This window comes from Ruegeria sp. C5 (genome assembly GCF_056537605.1).
In genome coordinates this window covers 394,177-411,214 of the sequence record NZ_JBQFRX010000001.1, presented here as the reverse complement: position 1 = coordinate 411,214, position 17,038 = coordinate 394,177, and the positions used below count along the sequence as shown (strand labels likewise).

The window sequence follows — 17,038 nt, the reverse complement described above, 5'->3', positions numbered from 1 at the left end:
ATGCCGAAGAGCGATGGTAGTTTGTTAGCGCTCAACCAAGCGCAACCAAATTCCGTCCTTCGATCTGACCGTCAAATGCGCGACCGGTACCGGCGTTTCGCCGTGAATTGTTTCGAATCGATAACGGCGCAACAGCATTGACAAGATCAAAGGCCCTTCGACCATCGCAAACCCCGCACCCGTGCAGACACGGGGGCCAGCCGAAAACGGAATATAGGCCTCGCGCTGGCATTTCTTTCCGTTCTCCGTCGTCCATCGTGTGGGATCGAAATCGTCCGGCCTGTCCCAAAGCCGCTCATGTCGATGCAAATGCCAGGGGCTCACAACGATCTGAGAGCCCTGCGGAACATCCCGATCACGGAAGCGTTCTGGGCATGTCGCCTCGCGCACCATCATCGGAACTGGTGGATACAGACGTAGAGCTTCGCGAAATACATCGCGGCTGAGTTTCAATTGGGACATGGTGGAAAAATCAGGCGTGTCCAGGGCCTGCGCTTCTTCAGCCAGTTTATCCTGCCAGTCCGGATACAGTGCCATCAAATAGAGCGTCCAGGCCAGCGCCGATGCGCTGGTTTCATGCCCCGCCAAAAAGAAGATGGCGACCTGATCGACCATTTCCTGCGCATCAAACCGGTCTCCGGTTTCCGGGTCTGTAGTCGTCATGATCTTGGTGGCCAGATCATCGGGGGCCGACCCGTTTTCGATTGCTATAGCGCGTTCATCCGTCAATCGGCTGATCAGATCCCGAATCTCGCCGGCGGTTTGGCGAGTTTTGCGAGAATGAAATCGGGGCATCCAGCTTGGAACCGGCACGAATGCGGCCAGGTTCAGCAAGGGCTGTTCGCGCTGATAGATTCGGAATTTATCGAAGACCTGCGCGGCAACCTCATGTTCGATAGGAACCGAAAACAGGGTACGGAAAATCACATCCGCCGCGACATGGCTTGTGATTTCTTCACATTCCACCCTCTGCCCAACTCTGCCTGAAAGCCGATCCGCACAAGCCTGCGCCGCATTTAACATTGCGGGAAACGTGTCTTTCAAACGTCCGCCTTCAAAGGCGGGATCAATGATCCTGCGCTGCCGTTTCCAGACTTCGCCATTGGTCAGGAACACGGACCGGCCCAATAAGGGGCGTAAGCCTTCGCTGATGCGATTTGATTTTGGAAACGCATCCAGGCGCTCTTTCAGAACTGCGCGGATCAGATCGGGTTGGTTGACCATATACGAGCGAAAGAACGGCGTTCGGAATTCAGCCATCCACGCTCGATATAGACGCTGGGGCTGAGCAGACAGCAAGTCTTGCCGAAACAGACGTAGATACCGCCACAGCGAGACCTTATCTGGTCGTGCTTCGGGCTTTGGGGGCGTCATGCTTCCACCGCGATGTATTTCGAAACAGCCCGCTCAATGCGCGATCGTGATGGGGCGCGCCTTTCAAACCGCTGTTTCAATGTTTCAGGACCTGCGGTGATGCGGAAATAGTCATAAAGTCCAGGTTGATCGAACGCACAAAGATATTGAAAGTGCAGGCGAAAAAAGCGCCAACGCAATTGCTGCCATCGCGCGTGGGACAGTGTTTGGGTGAAGGCCGCAGAAAGAACCAGCGGCCCGCATTTTTTGGGGCCAGCGACGCCGCTGACCGCGACCGGATCGCACAACGCAAACGCGCAGCCATCCCCTGGTGCAGAGACATCGATCCAAGTCATATCCGCGCGTTCGGACAGATATTTAAGATCAGCACGAAGCGTGTGTGCCTGCGGTAGAAACGAAACCATTGGCACCACCTGCCCCAAGGTCAGAAAGGATAAGACTGGCTTATCCTGTACACCGCCCCGTCGTCGTAAAACATCTGCCAACACTGACACACCAAGATGGGCGCCAGAGCTGTGACCCACGACCAGCACCTCATCGGTGTCTGTGTCCAGCGTCTCGGTGATCAGGTCAGAAAACTCCCGCAGCCTCGATTGCAGATCTTGCGAATACGCGCCGTATAGCTTCGCCGAGTGGGCATAGTCATGCATAAGGTAATAAGCGAACAGTCGATTATCGATCTTTCGGAACCATTGCATCAGAGCATAGATTACCCCGGCAGCAGGTACCAAAGACCACCACCCAACGAGTGGTTTCAATACAGAGACTAAACCCCAAGCAATCAACAACGATGCAAAAAGCTGCAGCAGCAGCATTGCCACCGGGTATAGCGCCGCAATTACGGGCCCCTTGCGCAGCTGCATCAGCCGCCAAAGCGTACCGGTCGAGATATATATCCAGGCGGTTCTCGCCAGTTGCAGATAGGTTGCCGGTATCGATTGAGCCATGCTGTCACGCACGATATCCGACCAGACCAGAACCTGAACATCTGCATCAACAGGACTGCCGTCCTGCTGAGAAGTCACCTGCCAGCCGTAGGGACCTTCGCCCGTCCTAGCGCTAATATCGATCTGGTATCCCGATATCTCAGCCTGGGCGCCCCCCTCTTTGCGGTAGAGCTCTCGATATCGGCGCGGATGAATCGGGTCGTAGCCGGGAATGTAAAACACCCGGCGTTTGCGCACCTGCGGATTGGATTGCTGACTGCTCATTACCCGGCCCTCTGCGCCAAAGATTAGCGCAGCGTTGACGCCAAGGTAAGACCTGGCGTCTATCCATCCGTGTTTAAAGCCAGAGGGTTAACCGAGGTTTGCCAAAGCCGGAAATGTTTCCAGCAGCCACCAGCTGAATTCGGTGAACAAACCGGTGACAAGCATGATGCCGACAAAAAGCAGCAGCCCGCCCATCACCTTCTCGATTGTGCCCATATGCGGTTTGATGCGGTTCATAACCGCCATCGAGCGGTTCAGGAACATCGCAGCCAGCAAGAATGGAATGCCCAGGCCTGCCGCATATACGCCAAGCAATACGGTGCCACGCGTGACTGATGCTTCGGAGGCGGCCAGCGACAAGATTGCACCTAATTGTGGGCCGATACACGGCGTCCAACCGAAGGCGAAGGCCAGTCCCAGAATATATGCCCCGAACACAGATCCGCTGGAGTCACCCGTATCAACGCGTGCCTCACGATCCAACAAAGGAATACGGAACACGTTCAGAAAGTGCAGGCCAAAGACAATGACGACAGCGCCCGAGAGTTTGGCGAAAAGCACCTGATTCTGAAGAACAAACGCCCCAAAGACCGAGGCTGTAAAGCCTAGCAGCAGGAACACGGTCGACAGACCCAGAACAAAAAACAGTGCCGCCAGGGTCGCCTTGCGCCGCGCGCGCGCCTCATCCTGCATCTCGTTGATAGTCACACCGCTCATATACGCGAGGTACGGTGGCACAATCGGCAGCACGCAGGGAGACAGAAAACTTATCAACCCGCCCAGCATGGCGATAAACATGGCAGGCAGAAGGCCCGCGTCTATGATCTCAATTCCGAACATGACTCAGCACATATGGTATCGCGCGGGTTTCGTCACGGGGCCATTCGGTCACATCCTCGTGGTTGCGCGCTGGACAGCAACGCCGGTTGGAAATATCTCAGCCCCATGACCGATGAGATCGAAACACTGGATGCGCTAGGATTGTTGTGCCCGCTGCCTGTTTTGAAGGCTCGGAAGCGACTGAAATCCTTGCCTGCGGGGGGTATGCTGCGCGTGCTGGCCGATGATCCAGCCGCGATTATCGACGTACCGCATTTCTGTACCGAATCTGGCCACACACTTGTCTCGCAAGAAACAGTGGATGGTCATCAGATATATGTGATCCAAAAATCGGCCTGAGGTTTCTTTGGAACGCACGCTAATGAAAAAAAAGCGGGCCAGTTGGCCCGCCTTTTTCTTACTGTCCCAATGACCACCACCCTCGGCGCTTTGGTTTGGCCGGGGCGGGTTCGGGTTCGTCTGCCACTGCCTCCAAGACCGGCTCTGCGGTGGCAGCCTCAATGACTTCGGGTTCTGCTGCCACGGTCGATTCTTCGGCTTCTTCGGCAACCAGTTCAGGCGCTTCAGCAGGTTCCTCTGGCACTTCTTCAGCGACTTCAGAAGCCGACGTTGCTTCGGCGATCTCAAGTTCTGATGGTGCATCAGCACTATCGGGCTCAGCGGCTGGTTCGATGCTTTCAGACTCATCGGCTGGCTCTTGCTGTTCAGCCTCGGCGGCCTCAGCATTGACCGGCTCTTTCTGCGGATCGGAGTTCGCATTATCCGCTTCGGTCTGCGTCTCGCTTGCTTCGACTGTGGCCTCAGTATCCTTTTTGCGTCGACGCGGTGCCCGGCGCTTTTTCGGTTTGGCCGCTTTCTCAGCATCTTCCTCAGCAACAGGCTCAGCCTCGGTCTGCTTGGTATCGAAGCTCTCAGCTTCGTTGCTCGAGTCGGTTACACTGTCTGCGTCAGACTCGTCTGCATTGCCATCCGGCGCGTCACCATTGCCCGAACTCTTCTTGCGCCGGCGCCGACGCCGTTTACGCTTGGGCTTAGTCTCTTCCTCGGTCTGAACCTCAGTTTCTTCTTCGTTTTCGTCCTCATCCGTGGCGTCGACCATATCCATCAGCGACGCATCAACCGATACCACCGGCGCAGTTGCTTCAGGAACAACGCGGCTAGCGGTCTTGAACTTCTCCATCGAGAAGTCGGGGCTGACCAAATGAACGTCCCCTTCGATCCGAACCGACAAACCATACCGCGCTTCGATCTGCGCGATGTGTTCGCGTTTCTGGTTCATCAGGAAGTTGGCGATGCTAACCGGGCAACGCACCAATACCTCACGCGAACGGCGGCGAGTGCCTTCCTCTTCAATCTGGCGAAGGATTGACAGTGCCATATTGTCGTCCGACCGGATCAGGCCGGTACCATGGCAAGACGGGCATGGCTGGGTCGTCGCCTCAAGCATTCCAGGACGCAGGCGCTGACGGCTCATTTCGAGCAGTCCAAAGCCCGAAATCCGGCCCACCTGAATACGGGCACGATCCGTTTTCAGCTTGTCTTTCAGTCGTTTCTCAACGGCCGAGTTATTTTTGCGCTCGTCCATATCGATGAAATCGATCACGATCAGACCGGCCAGATCGCGCAGACGCAATTGGCGCGCCACTTCTTCGGCGGCCTCCAGATTGGTCTTCAACGCGGTTTCTTCGATCGAGCCTTCTTTGGTCGCCCGGCCCGAGTTCACATCGATCGCCACCAGCGCTTCAGTTACGCCGATCACAATGTAACCGCCGGATTTCAGCTGAACCGTCGGGTTGAACATCCCGGCCAGATAGCTTTCTACCTGATATCGCGCGAATAGCGGCAGCGCGTCTTCGTATCGCTTCACGTTTTTGGCGTGCGACGGCATGATCATCTTCATGAAGTCTTTGGCGATGCGATACCCGCCCTCGCCTTCAACCAGAACCTCATCGATGTCGCGATTATACAAGTCGCGGATCGAGCGTTTGATTAGGTCGCCTTCTTCATAAATTTTCGCAGGCGCAATGGATTGCAACGTCAGCTCGCGGATCTGCTCCCACAGTCGTTGCAGGTATTCATAGTCGCGCTTGATCTCTGATTTGGTCCGCTTGGCTCCGGCCGTGCGCACGATCAGACCCGCGCCCGTGGGCACGTCGATTTCAGCGGCAATGTCTTTCAGTTTCTTCCGGTCAGCGGCATTGGTGATCTTGCGGCTAATTCCGCCGCCACGTGCGGTATTGGGCATCAGTACGCAGTACCGACCCGCCAAAGACAGATACGTGGTAAGTGCCGCACCCTTGTTGCCGCGCTCTTCCTTGACCACCTGCACCAGCAGGACCTGACGCACCTTGATAACTTCCTGAATCTTGTAGCGGCGCGGGCGTGGCTTGCGCGGAGGACGGATATCCTCGCTATCGTCTTCGTCCGCCACCGACTCGATGGTATCGTCTTTCGAAGCCGCGTCAGCGCTTTTGCTTTCTGTCTCGCCATCCGCCTCGGGCTCATCGCCAGAAGCTTCCGCCTCTTCTTCGTCAGACTTGGATTCGACCTCATCCGAAGGTTCTTCTTGGTCGGTATCAGTTGCTTCGACAGGCGCGTCTTCCGCTACCTCAGCAGTCTCTTCTGGCGCTTCCGCCTGCTGATCTACATCTTCGGACTTGGCTTCTTCGGTCGGAGCTTCTTCAGCAACAGGCTCGTCGGCATCCTCTGGCTCTTCCACCGGCGTCTCGGCAACGATTTCCATCGGAGACGTCCCTTCGGGCACCTCCGTCTCTTCACCGTCATCCAGATCGATGGTTTCCATTCCGGTCGGCTCTGAGGAAACCTCCAGCGTCTCAACCGGATCGTCCGTCTTGACATCAGCGGCCTTCGAGCGCGAACGCGACCGGCGCTTTTTGGGCTTTGTTTCCTCGGCCTCATCCCGCGCCTTCATCGCCTCGGCATAGGCGCGCTCTTCCTCCATCAGCGCCTCGCGGTCAGCGACGGGGATCTGGTAGTAGTCGGGATGGATTTCGGAAAAGGCCAGAAACCCGTGCCGGTTCCCGCCGTAATCCACAAATGCCGCCTGTAGCGACGGCTCAACCCGTGTTACTTTTGCAAGATAGATGTTGCCAGCAAGCTGGCGTTTGTTTTCGGATTCAAAGTCAAATTCCTCAACCTTGTTTCCGTCGACCACCACAACGCGGGTTTCCTCCGCGTGGGTGGCATCGATAAGCATTTTCTTAGCCATGTGTCCTTGGTGCACCGCGCCAAACGCGTTGTCCTGACCCGTCCAGGCGGACAGGCGCTTTTGGGGAGGTGTCTTGTACGGGCGATATCGGACGGCGCGCGGCAGGGTCTGGCGCTTTGGCCCCCTGCCCGTATACTCAATCGTTGCGCGCGCGTCATCGCGGTTCTTCTCCGACAGGCGCGTCTATATGCGGCCTGCCCATTTATTCCTTTCACCCGCATAGACGGGTTCAGGCGTTCATCTGCCCCATTGGGGCATAATCGGTCTGCCGCGCCGCGCGGGATCTATCCTCACCATCAGCTCAGCAGCGAAACTCAAAACACGGGGCTTGCAGGCACAAAATACCCGGCCCGTTCGATCACAATAAAAGCAGTCCTGTGGAAAAGACAATGGGCAAACTGCATCGCGACCCAAGAACGCGCCGAAGAGTCCCTTCATCTGTTCAGAAATATCCAGGGGTTGAATTGAACCGCAGGCTCAAGAGGGGGGCCAGCCCCCTCCTCCACCTTCACAGGTAGTCCGAACGCTGCAACCCGTACTTCGCCATCTTTTCGTTCAGTGTCCGGCGTGGCAGGCAGAGTTCTTCCATCACCGAGGCGATCGATCCCTTGTGACGGCGCATCGTATTGTCGATCAGCATCCGCTCGAAGGCTTCAACATATTCCTTCAGCGGCTTGCCTTCAGTTGTCATCACTGGCTGCATCTCTTCGTGATCCGACATCAGCAGCGAAGCAATTGTCCCCGACCCGCGCCGCGACTGCAGCACCGCACGCTCAGCAATGTTGATCAACTGCCTCACATTCCCGGGCCACGGGGCCTGAAGCAGCTGAGCCGCTTCCTGCGCACTGACCTGAGGCGCGTCGCAGCCATATTCCTCTGCGAACTGTTCGCTCAGACGGGTGAACAGCGTCAGGATGTCCTCACCCCGCTGTCGCAGCGGAGGCATGGTGATGCGCAGCGCCGCCAACCGATAGAACAGATCGGGACGCAATACATCTTCTGAGGTTTTGCCCGCTTCCTGCAGGTTCGAAATCGCAACGATCCGCGTTTCTGCAGGGGTGCCCTGCTCATTCATAACGCTCAATAGACGGGCCTGCAGCGTATCACTCAGGGCTTCGACATCCTCAAGAACCAGCGTACCGCCGCGGGCCTCTTCGATGGCGGGCAACTGCGTGTCCTCGGGCAACATCGGGCCAAACAGGCGTTTCGACAGCGCTTCTTCCTCAAGTGCTGCGCAAGAAACCAGGACGAATTTCTTACCCGCCCGGCTACCAACCGCGTGCAATGCATGCGCCACCAAAGTCTTTCCGGTTCCGGTTTCCCCATCGATCAGGACATGACCATCCGCCTGTCCCAGATCCAGAATATCTTCACGCAACCGCTCCATGACGGGGCTGGCACCGATCAGCTTGTTCATGATCTGCGTACCGCCAGACAGCTCACGCCGCAGGGCTCGGTTGTCAAGCGTCAGACGACGCGCATTGCTGGCGCGTTTGGCCAGTTCGGACATGCGATCGGGATTAAACGGCTTTTCAAGGAAATCGAACGCCCCGACACGCATCGCCTCTACGGCCATTGGCACGTCGCCATGTCCCGTGATCATGATCACCGGTAGCGTGCTATCGGCCCCCATCAGCTTTTTCAGCAGTTGAATGCCATCCATTCCCGGCATCTTGATGTCAGAAATCACGATCCCGGGGTATTCTGGCCCCAAGACCTTGAGCGCATCCTCGGCGCTTGAAAAGGTTTCGGTGTCGTACCCCGACAAAGCCAGCCACTGGCTGATCGACTGGCGCATGTCCTGTTCATCATCCACGATGGCGATTTTCATGGCCTGTGCCATAGTCACTTCCTCTATTCCGCGGCCTCAAGGCCGTCGCTTCCCAATATGGGCAATTGCATCTCAAACACCGCGCCACCCTGTTGGCCGTTGCGCGCGGTCAGCCGTCCGCCATGGTCGTTCACGATCCCGGACGAGATGGCAAGCCCCAGACCAACGCCGTCCCCCGGGCGTTTGGTTGTATAAAACGGCTCGAACAGGTTTTCGATATCCTCGATCCCGTGGCCATTGTCCCGCACGGTCAGTACCGCAGTTTCACCCGCAGCGAGAATGATCTCGACATCCGGCTCATCCACAGACTTGGTCGCATCCAGCGCATTGCGCAAGAGATTGACCATAACCTGTTCGATCCGCATCCGATCACCCATCACTATAACAGGTTCTTCGGGCAAAATCTGGGTTATCTTCACATGCCGCTGACGCAGCTGCGGTTCCATCATCGACAGGGACGAGGCCAGCGCTTCACCAAGATTTACTGGCGAAAACGCATCTGCACCTTTGCGCGCATAGGATTTGAGTTGGCGCGTGATCGCTCCCATCCGCTCGATCAATCCGTCGATCCGCCCAAAGCTGGCTAACGCCTCTTCGGGTCGGTTTCGACGCAAAAGCAGACGCGCGCCGGCCAGATAAGTTTTCATCGCAGCCAGAGGTTGATTTAACTCGTGACTGACTGCCGCAGACATCTCTCCAAGTGCTGCCAGTTTTGAGCTCTGGGCAAGGGTTTGTTCGGCAACTTCCAGCGTCTTTTCAACACGTTCACGCTCAGCGATTTCCCGCTGCAGCCTTACGTTCAATGCGCGAAGCTCCGCCGACTCGCGCTGGAACAAGGTCATGCGCAACGTTGCTCTGCGGCTGAGCGCATAGAAGGTCAGCGCCAGAAGAATCGCAAATGCCATGATCTCAAGCGCCAGAACGCTGTTCACCCGCTCGCGGATCGATGAATAGGTGGTGAACGAAGTCATTTGCCAGCCCCGGAACGGAATGCGGGTCTCCATCCGCATCACAGCCTCGCCCTGAAGATAGGCATCGGGGGGCAAAGCGCTCCAATCGGTTGTGGCCCGGATTGCGCGCTGGATCGCGTTCTGAGGGGGTTGGCGCAACATGGCACCGCTTTCATCCAGACCTCGCCACTGAGGCTCGGTCGAGAGGATGATCGTACCAGTGCTGTCTGTGACCATCACCGCGTCAGAAATACCAGCCCAGGCGCGTTCAAATTTCTGCAAATCAACTTCGACTACGATCACGCCAAGGATCTCTGCATTCGCCTCGATTCGCCGTGAGTACACAAAGCTGTAACCGCCGGACTCACGTGGAATGACCGAGAATATAGTGGCATTCGATCGAATTGCATCGATGAAGTAAGGCGAGTTCCGGTGGCTTTCCTGCAACCGGTTCCGGTCGGTTGCAGCACGTGTCAGGCCATCCCCATCCAGCAAAACCAGTGAGGCCGCCCCGATTTCTTCAACGAAAGAGATCAGGCGCTGGCTCGACAACGTGTAATCGCTGGATTGCAGGGCCGAAATCAGGGTGGGGTCACGGGCAAGCAACTGCGGCACGATGGCGTTGCGTCGCAACTCACTCAGCAGGTTGCCGGAATACAAGGCTAACCGCAGTTCGGCCCGGTTTCTGGTCGATTCGGTGAAGCGACTTGTTAGCAGACTGTTGGTGATCCACACTGTGGCGACGGTAGCAAGCAGCAACAAAAACACGGCAAGACGCAGCCGCCAGCCCATAGGCGCGCCGCGAAACCGGTTCAGAAACCCTTTGCTGTTTGCTTGATCTTCCGCGCTCATGTACTGACGCTACGCGTCCCGACTGATGACCTCAAGTCACGCGGGCGTCAGCACCCCGGCCAATGCGCGGAAGAGCGCCGTCCCGTCAGTGCCTCCGTGGCCTGAATCCGCCGCTCGTTCTGGGTGGGGCATCATGCCTAACACGCGCCGGTTGTGCGATAAAATCCCTGCAATATCGTCACGCGAACCATTGGGATTTTCGGCATATGTGAAGGCAATGCGATCCTGATCCTTCAACTCGGCCAAGGTCTCATCGTCTGCGAAATAATTGCCATCGTGATGCGCAATCGGGATATCGATCACATCCCCGGCATTGTACCATTCAGTAAAGGCGCTATCGCTGGTTTCGACCTTCAGTCCGATCGTTTTGCAGATGTATTTCAGACCGGCGTTGCGCAACAGCGCGCCAGGCAGAATTCCTGTTTCGGTCAGAACCTGAAAACCGTTGCAGATACCGACGGCATAGCCACCACGCTCGGTATGCGCGGCCAGCGCTTTGCAAATGGGCGATTGGGCCGCAATCGCGCCGCAGCGCAGATAGTCACCATAGGAAAACCCACCCGGAACACCGACAATATCTATGCCCTCGGGCAGCGCGGCATCCTTGTGCCAGACCATATCGACGGAAAAACCGGCCTGCTCGAAAGCAACGGCAAGATCACGATCGCAGTTGGAACCGGGGAAAACGATGACGGCTGCGCGCATGGCGGACCCTCCTAGGTCAGAAAAACTTAGAGCAGTTCGATCTCAAAGCGTTCGATGACCGTATTGGCCAACAGCTTTTCGCACATCTTGGTTACGTCCTCTTCGGTCGAGCCGTCGGCCAGTTCCAGATCGATCACCTTGCCCTGACGGACACCTTCGACCTGATCAAAGCCCATCGCACCCAATGCGTGACGCACAGCCTCGCCCTGCGGGTCCAGAACCCCGTTCTTGAGCATCACATGCACACGTGCTTTCATTTTCGAGAACTCCACTGATGGACCGCGCATCGATCCGTTTCGTTGGGCGCGGGATACCCCGCTTGGGCTTGTCGGACAACCCTGTCGATATGAGACAGGATCAGTTGATCAGCGTTGGCTTTGTGACATTGCTTTTGGGCAGAACGCCAAGACGGCGGGCGACCTCAGAATATGCATCAGTCAGACTACCCAGATCACGGCGGAACACATCCTTGTCCAGCTTCTGACCGGTTTCGATATCCCATAGACGGCAGCTGTCGGGGCTGATTTCGTCCGCAATGATCAGTCGTTGGAAATCGCCTTCGAACACGCGCCCGATCTCGATTTTGAAATCGACCAGACGAATACCAACCGCCAGCATCACGCCGCTCATGAAATCATTAACGCGCAGTGCAAGGCTCAGGATATCGTCCATATCCTGCTGGCTCGCCCAGCCGAATGCCGCAATGTGCTCTTCGGTCACCAGCGGATCACCCAGCGCATCGTCCTTGTAGCAGTATTCAACAATCGGGCGCGGCAGTTGAGTACCCTCGGCGATACCGAGGCGTTTGGACATCGATCCGGCGGCATAGTTGCGGACGATCACTTCCAGTGGAATAATCTCACAATTCCGCACAAGTTGCTCCCGCATGTTCAGACGGCGAATGAAGTGCGTCGGAACTCCGATCTGGGCCAGACCGGTCATGAAGAATTCGCTCAACCGGTTGTTCAGAACGCCCTTTCCATCGATCACATCTTTCTTCTCGGCGTTGAAAGCTGTGGCGTCATCCTTGAAGTACTGCACGATGGTGCCCGGCTCGGGACCTTCATACAGGATCTTGGCTTTACCTTCGTAAATCTTCTTGCGACGCGCCATGAGCGACCTTTCCAGTCTGGGGAAAGGGAATGAGTCCCTTCACGTTGGCGCCCTCATAGTGCAAGCCCCGCTTTCCCGCAAGTTCGCAACCCCGAGAGGCTTTGACGCAGCGCAAATACCTTGCGCACAGGGCGTCGTATAGTCATATCATCAGAAAAGAACATCTAACCCAAGAGGTCCCCAACCAATGACCACATTCGACGAACGTGAAGCCGCGTTTGAAAACAAATTCGCTCATGACGAAAAGATGCAGTTCATCGCCCGGATGCGCCGCAATCGATTTATGGCTGTATGGGCCTCGGCGCTGAAAGGCGAGACTGTGGAACAGGCGCGTAAATACGGGCAGGAACTTGTCCACACCGACCTGCAAAATGTCAGCGAAGACGATGTTGTCGAGGCGGTCAAAGGGTACCTCGGTGATCTCGCGGATGAGGCCAAAATCCGCGAGAAGATGGTCGAACTTCTGGTCGAAGCCAAAGAGCAGGTGATGGCAGAAGCCGAGTCCTGATGCCTGAGCTGCAAAACTCATGATCTTCATGAGTTTTATGAATTTGATTTGACGCCCCGGTCATGAGACACGGGGCGTCTCATATTTTGACGGGCTGTGGCCCCAATTTTGGAATACTCCAATGACAAACGCGCTCAGCAACCTTCTGGAAACCGTTGACGTCATTCTGGCGGATGGCGCAACCGGGACGAACCTGTTCAACATGGGCCTGCAATCAGGCGATGCGCCGGAATTGTGGAACGTCGATGCGCCTGACAAGATTCGTGCTCTGTATCAGGGCTCGGTCGATGCCGGCAGTGATCTGTTTTTGACAAACACATTTGGTGGAACAGCCGCGCGTTTGAAGTTACACGACGCCCAGAACCGCGTGGCCGAGCTGAACCGTACTGGCGCTGAACTGGGTCGCGAAGTCGCTGACAAGGCAGGTCGCCCGATCATCGTGGCCGGCTCTGTTGGCCCGACCGGCGAGATCATGGAACCTGTCGGCAGCCTTTCGCACGCCGAAGCCGTCGAGATGTTTCATGAACAGGCTGAAGCGCTAAAGGCTGGAGGCGCAGATGTTCTGTGGCTTGAGACCATAAGCGCGCCGGAAGAATTCCGGGCTGCGGCAGAAGCGTTCGCTCTGGCAGATATGCCGTGGTGCGGCACCATGAGTTTTGACACGGCTGGCCGCACAATGATGGGTGTTACATCTTCTGATCTGGCAATGATCGTGGAAACTCTGCCCAATCCTCCGGTTGCGTTCGGGGCGAATTGCGGCACTGGTGCCTCGGATATACTGCGGACGGTGCTTGGGTTCGCTGCCCAAGGAAACGAACGTCCACTGATTTCCAAGGGCAACGCAGGGATCCCGAAATATGTGGACGGTCATATCCATTATGACGGAACGCCTGAACTGATGGGCCAGTACGCCGCCATGGCGCGCGACGCAGGTGCAACGATCATTGGCGGTTGCTGTGGCACTATGCCTGCGCATTTGCGCAAAATGCGCGAGGCGTTAGATAACGGTCCGCGCGGCGAACGCCCGACCCTGGATCAGATCGTATCGGCACTTGGTCCGTTTACCTCAGCCTCAGATGGCACTGGGAACGAGGCCGTTCCCGAACGGCGCACTCGTCGCCGCCGCCGGGCCTGATTGAATGATCAGCGCCCTTCGAATTTCGCAGGGCGCTTTTCCAGAAAGGCTACGACGCCTTCGGCAAAGTCTCGGGTACGTCCGCATTCGCCCTGCAGGTGGGCTTCGGCTGCAAGTTGCTGAGGTAATGTTCTATCGTAAGTTCCCCGGATCGCTTGTTTGATCGCGCGAAACCCGGAGGTTGGACCATTCGCCAAATACGCAGCTCTCTTGCGCCAATGAGCGTCGAACTCATCATCCGCAACCGCTTCCCAGATCAATCCCCATTCATCCGCCTGGCGCGCGCTGATCTTGTCTGCAAACAACGCTGCACCCATCGCTTTGGCAAACCCCATCTGACGCGGCATGAACCAGGTGCCGCCTGCATCAGGCAGCAGACCGATCCGAGCGAAAGCTTGCAGAAAATAGGCACTCTCGGTTGCTATCACCACATCGGCACAAAGCGCCAGGTTGGCCCCCGCCCCCGCTGCAGGCCCGTTAACAGCCGCTATTGTTGGCACGGGGCAATCATAGACAGCCTCAAGCATCGGTTCATATTCGTCGCGAAGCGCGCGTTCGAGGTCGATCTTTCCTGTGCTCGACGCGTCACCCAAATCCTGACCTGAACAAAAGGCAGAACCAGCACCCGTCAGGACAATCGCGCGGGCGTGTTGCGCGGCATCTTTCATTGCGTAGGTGATCTCGGCCCGCATCTGCGTCGTCAACGCATTCATCTTATCCGGCCGGTTCAATGTCAAAACCGCCAAATTATCAGTAATGTCCAGAAGGACCGCTTCGTATTCCATGCAAAACCTCAGCTGCGCAGCGTTCTGCAAAACACTGACGCAAATGCGGAAAAAGGAAAAGAAGAACCGCGCGTCAGTCTTCCAGAATTCGGCGCAGACGCTCTTGTTCTTCCTCACTAAGGCCTTCTGAATGCGCTACTTCCTGATGCTGCGCACGCTTGCGCAAAAAGTTCCAACCCATGCCGGCCGCTATCAGCAGCATGACAGGAGCCGACAGCCATAACAACAGATTGGCGCCGGTCGCGGTAGGTTTCAGCAGCACATATTCGCCATAGCGATCAACGATGAAGTCCACAACCTCTTGATCAGTATCCCCCGCAACCAGACGTTCTCGCACCAAGATACGCAGATCACGCGCAAGTTCAGCATTGCTTTCGTCAATGCTTTCGTTCCTGCACACCAAGCAGCGCAGACCGGTACTAATATCCCGCGCTCGTGTCTCGAGCGCCGGGTCGTCAAGCACTTCATCCGGCTGAATAGCCATGATGGGGGATGCAATCAGCAGCAGGATAACAAGCAGGCGCTTCATTCGGCAGGAACCCCGCTTGCAGGCGTTTTCCGTGCACCGGCTGCAACACGGAAACGGCGATCCGACAGGCTGAGCACACCGCCCAGAGCCATGAGGATACATCCGCCCCAAATCCAGTTGGCCAGAGGTTTGATATAGGTTCGCATCACCCAGCCGCCATCAGCTTGTTGATCCCCGATCACAACATATAGATCGCGCAGAAAGCGGTAGTCGATTGCAGCCTCAGTTGTCGGCATCCGTGCCACAGGGTAGTCGCGCTTTTCCGGGTTAAGAGTCGCGATATAGCGCCCGTCCTTCTCAACAAGCACATCCGCCATGGTTGAGAAATAGTTCGGCCCCTGTACCTGACGCACATCTTGCAACGTCAACGTAAACTGTCCCACTTCAAAAGGCTGACCCGGTTGAGCGACACGAATATCCTCCACTTCCCAAGCGGTTAGGCCTGCGATGGCAAACATGGTGACACCCAAACCACTATGGGCCACCGCCTTACCCCAGTCTGCGCCGGGCAGTCGAAACAGGCGTCCAAAACTGCCTTTGCGGCCAGTGCGGCTCCAAAGATCGACGATGGCGCCGAAGGTGATCCACGCCCCCAGGAACAAGCCCACGGGTCCCAATGCGCTGCGTCCGGTCTGCATCACCCAGACCAGTATCGCGATCGTGACCGCCAGCACAAATGCATAGCGCAAAGACCATGCCGCCCGGCTTAGCTTGCCCCGCTTCCAAGGCAGCATTGCGCCGACGGGAAGAACGATTCCGAGGGCGACCATGAAAGGTGTAAATGCAGCATTGAAGAACGGCGCGCCCACCGAGAGTTTTCTATCGAACGCCATCTCGGCCACCATTGGCCACATTGTGCCAAAGAATACGACAAAACAGCTAACTGCCAACAAGATGTTGTTCAGAACCAAAGCACTTTCGCGGCTGACCATTCCGAAGACACCCTTCGCCTCCATCGCCTGCGCGCGTGCAGCAAACAGGGTCAACGCACCGCCGGTAAAGATGATCAGGATGAACAGGATAAATACGCCACGCTCAGGATCATTGGCAAAAGCATGGACCGAAGTCAGCAGCCCCGATCTCACGATAAAGGTCCCGATCAGAGAAAACCCAAACGCGATAATCGCAAGCAAGATCGTCCAGCTTTTCAACGCCTCGCGTTTTTCCACCACGATGGAGGAATGCAATAGAGCGGCCGCCAGTAGCCAAGGCATAAAGCTGGCGTTCTCAACAGGATCCCAGAACCAGAACCCGCCCCAGCCCAATTCGTAGTAGGCCCACCAGGATCCAAGCGCGATACCGATCGTCAGGAAGACCCAAGCCGCCAATGTCCAAGGCCGAACCCAACGCCCCCAAGCCGCGTCCACCCGGCCCTCGATCAATGCAGCAACGGCAAAACTGAACGCCATGCTGAGGCCGACATAGCCCAGATACAGGAATGGCGGATGGAAGGCCAAACCGGGGTCCTGCAGCAGCGGGTTCAGGTCCCGCCCATCGAACGGAGGAACAGGCAGTCGGTCAAACGGGTTCGATGTGAAGAGGATAAAGGCATAGAAAGCCACTCCGATCGCGGCCTGAACGGCCAGCACCCGCGCCTTTAAGGTCGGAGGCAAGCCAGCGCCGAATATGGCGGCCATCGCGCCGAATATCGCTACAATCAGGACCCATAACAGCATCGAACCTTCATGGTTTCCCCAGGTCCCGGTGATCTTGTAGAGCATCGGTTTTGCCGAATGGCTATTCTCGACCACGATCCGCAACGAGAAGTCAGACGTGGTAAACGCCCAGACCAGCGCACCAAAGGAAAAGGCGGCCAAGATGAACTGCGTGATGGCGGCCGGTTCAGCGAAAACCATCCACCCGTTCCAACGGTTGGCAGCCCCGATCAACGGCACCACAGTTTGGACGATGGCAACGAGGAAGGCTAAGATAAGTGCGAAATGGCCGAGTTCTGTAATCATGGCCTGCTTATACTG

15 protein-coding genes are annotated in these 17,038 nt (G+C 56.7%); 3 read left to right on the top strand and 12 right to left on the bottom strand.

Annotation, left to right across the window (positions count from 1 at the left end; genetic code table 11):
* Positions 1-24 precede the first annotated feature (24 nt).
* The 3 genes from ACR0AW_RS02040 to ACR0AW_RS02030 form a co-directional block, all read right to left on the bottom strand.
* Positions 25-1,374, bottom strand: a complete 1,350-nt coding sequence (locus tag ACR0AW_RS02040; protein ID WP_170732120.1) for a cytochrome P450 — start codon at positions 1,372-1,374, stop codon at positions 25-27.
* Positions 1,371-2,585: a hypothetical protein gene (locus ACR0AW_RS02035; protein ID WP_170732118.1), complete on the bottom strand. Its 1,215-nt coding sequence runs from the start codon at positions 2,583-2,585 to the stop codon at positions 1,371-1,373. Before ACR0AW_RS02035 ends, ACR0AW_RS02040 begins: the two co-directional genes overlap by 4 nt.
* 87 nt (positions 2,586-2,672) lie before the next feature.
* On the bottom strand, positions 2,673-3,425 hold the full coding sequence (locus ACR0AW_RS02030) for a cytochrome c biogenesis CcdA family protein (protein ID WP_170393160.1): 753 nt from the start codon (positions 3,423-3,425) through the stop codon (positions 2,673-2,675).
* 105 nt (positions 3,426-3,530) lie between these two features.
* Here ACR0AW_RS02030 and ACR0AW_RS02025 point away from each other — a divergent pair, with 105 nt between their 5' ends.
* Positions 3,531-3,764, top strand: a complete 234-nt coding sequence (locus ACR0AW_RS02025; RefSeq protein ID WP_170732116.1) for a sulfurtransferase TusA family protein — start codon at positions 3,531-3,533, stop codon at positions 3,762-3,764.
* A gap of 58 nt (positions 3,765-3,822) precedes the next feature.
* On the opposite strand, the gene ACR0AW_RS02020 is transcribed toward ACR0AW_RS02025, so the two are convergent.
* The 6 genes from ACR0AW_RS02020 to purC all read right to left on the bottom strand — a co-directional run bounded on the left by ACR0AW_RS02020 (position 3,823) and on the right by purC (position 12,105).
* On the bottom strand, positions 3,823-6,654 hold the full coding sequence (locus ACR0AW_RS02020; protein WP_170732114.1) for an Rne/Rng family ribonuclease: 2,832 nt from the start codon (positions 6,652-6,654) through the stop codon (positions 3,823-3,825).
* A gap of 508 nt (positions 6,655-7,162) precedes the next feature.
* Positions 7,163-8,497, bottom strand: a complete 1,335-nt coding sequence (locus tag ACR0AW_RS02015) for a sigma-54-dependent transcriptional regulator (protein ID WP_170393162.1) — start codon at positions 8,495-8,497, stop codon at positions 7,163-7,165.
* A gap of 11 nt (positions 8,498-8,508) precedes the next feature.
* Positions 8,509-10,287, bottom strand: coding sequence for a sensor histidine kinase (locus tag ACR0AW_RS02010; RefSeq protein ID WP_480438519.1), 1,779 nt, complete (start codon positions 10,285-10,287; stop codon positions 8,509-8,511).
* A gap of 36 nt (positions 10,288-10,323) precedes the next feature.
* Entirely contained in the window at positions 10,324-10,992 is a 669-nt protein-coding gene (purQ, locus tag ACR0AW_RS02005; RefSeq protein ID WP_170732113.1) for a phosphoribosylformylglycinamidine synthase subunit PurQ, read from the bottom strand.
* 26 nt (positions 10,993-11,018) lie between these two features.
* Positions 11,019-11,249 (bottom strand): phosphoribosylformylglycinamidine synthase subunit PurS, encoded by a 231-nt coding sequence (gene purS / locus ACR0AW_RS02000; RefSeq protein WP_170610508.1) that lies wholly within the window; start codon positions 11,247-11,249, stop codon positions 11,019-11,021.
* Positions 11,250-11,349: 100 nt separating this feature from the next.
* On the bottom strand, positions 11,350-12,105 hold the full coding sequence (purC, locus tag ACR0AW_RS01995; RefSeq protein WP_170393164.1) for a phosphoribosylaminoimidazolesuccinocarboxamide synthase: 756 nt from the start codon (positions 12,103-12,105) through the stop codon (positions 11,350-11,352).
* Positions 12,106-12,292: 187 nt separating this feature from the next.
* Here purC and ACR0AW_RS01990 point away from each other — a divergent pair, with 187 nt between their 5' ends.
* Together ACR0AW_RS01990 and bmt are read left to right on the top strand one after the other, a co-directional pair.
* A complete protein-coding gene (locus ACR0AW_RS01990) occupies positions 12,293-12,613 on the top strand; it encodes a DUF1476 domain-containing protein (protein WP_170393165.1) in 321 nt (106 codons plus the stop codon).
* 121 nt (positions 12,614-12,734) lie between these two features.
* Positions 12,735-13,748, top strand: a complete 1,014-nt coding sequence (gene bmt, locus ACR0AW_RS01985) for a betaine--homocysteine S-methyltransferase (RefSeq protein WP_170732110.1) — start codon at positions 12,735-12,737, stop codon at positions 13,746-13,748.
* An 8-nt stretch (positions 13,749-13,756) separates the two neighbouring features.
* On the opposite strand, the gene ACR0AW_RS01980 is transcribed toward bmt, so the two are convergent.
* From ACR0AW_RS01980 to ACR0AW_RS01970, 3 genes are all read right to left on the bottom strand, one after another.
* Positions 13,757-14,533, bottom strand: coding sequence for an enoyl-CoA hydratase-related protein (locus ACR0AW_RS01980; RefSeq protein WP_170732109.1), 777 nt, complete (start codon positions 14,531-14,533; stop codon positions 13,757-13,759).
* Between the two features lie 73 nt (positions 14,534-14,606).
* The gene (locus ACR0AW_RS01975; RefSeq protein ID WP_170405571.1) at positions 14,607-15,062 is read right to left on the bottom strand and encodes a cytochrome c-type biogenesis protein; all 456 of its coding nucleotides are present in this window, start codon (positions 15,060-15,062) and stop codon (positions 14,607-14,609) included.
* Complete coding sequence (locus tag ACR0AW_RS01970; protein ID WP_170563485.1) at positions 15,059-17,023, bottom strand: heme lyase CcmF/NrfE family subunit; 1,965 nt, start codon at positions 17,021-17,023, stop codon at positions 15,059-15,061. The genes ACR0AW_RS01975 and ACR0AW_RS01970 overlap by 4 nt, the downstream gene beginning before the upstream one ends.
* Between the last annotated feature and the right edge of the window lie 15 nt (positions 17,024-17,038).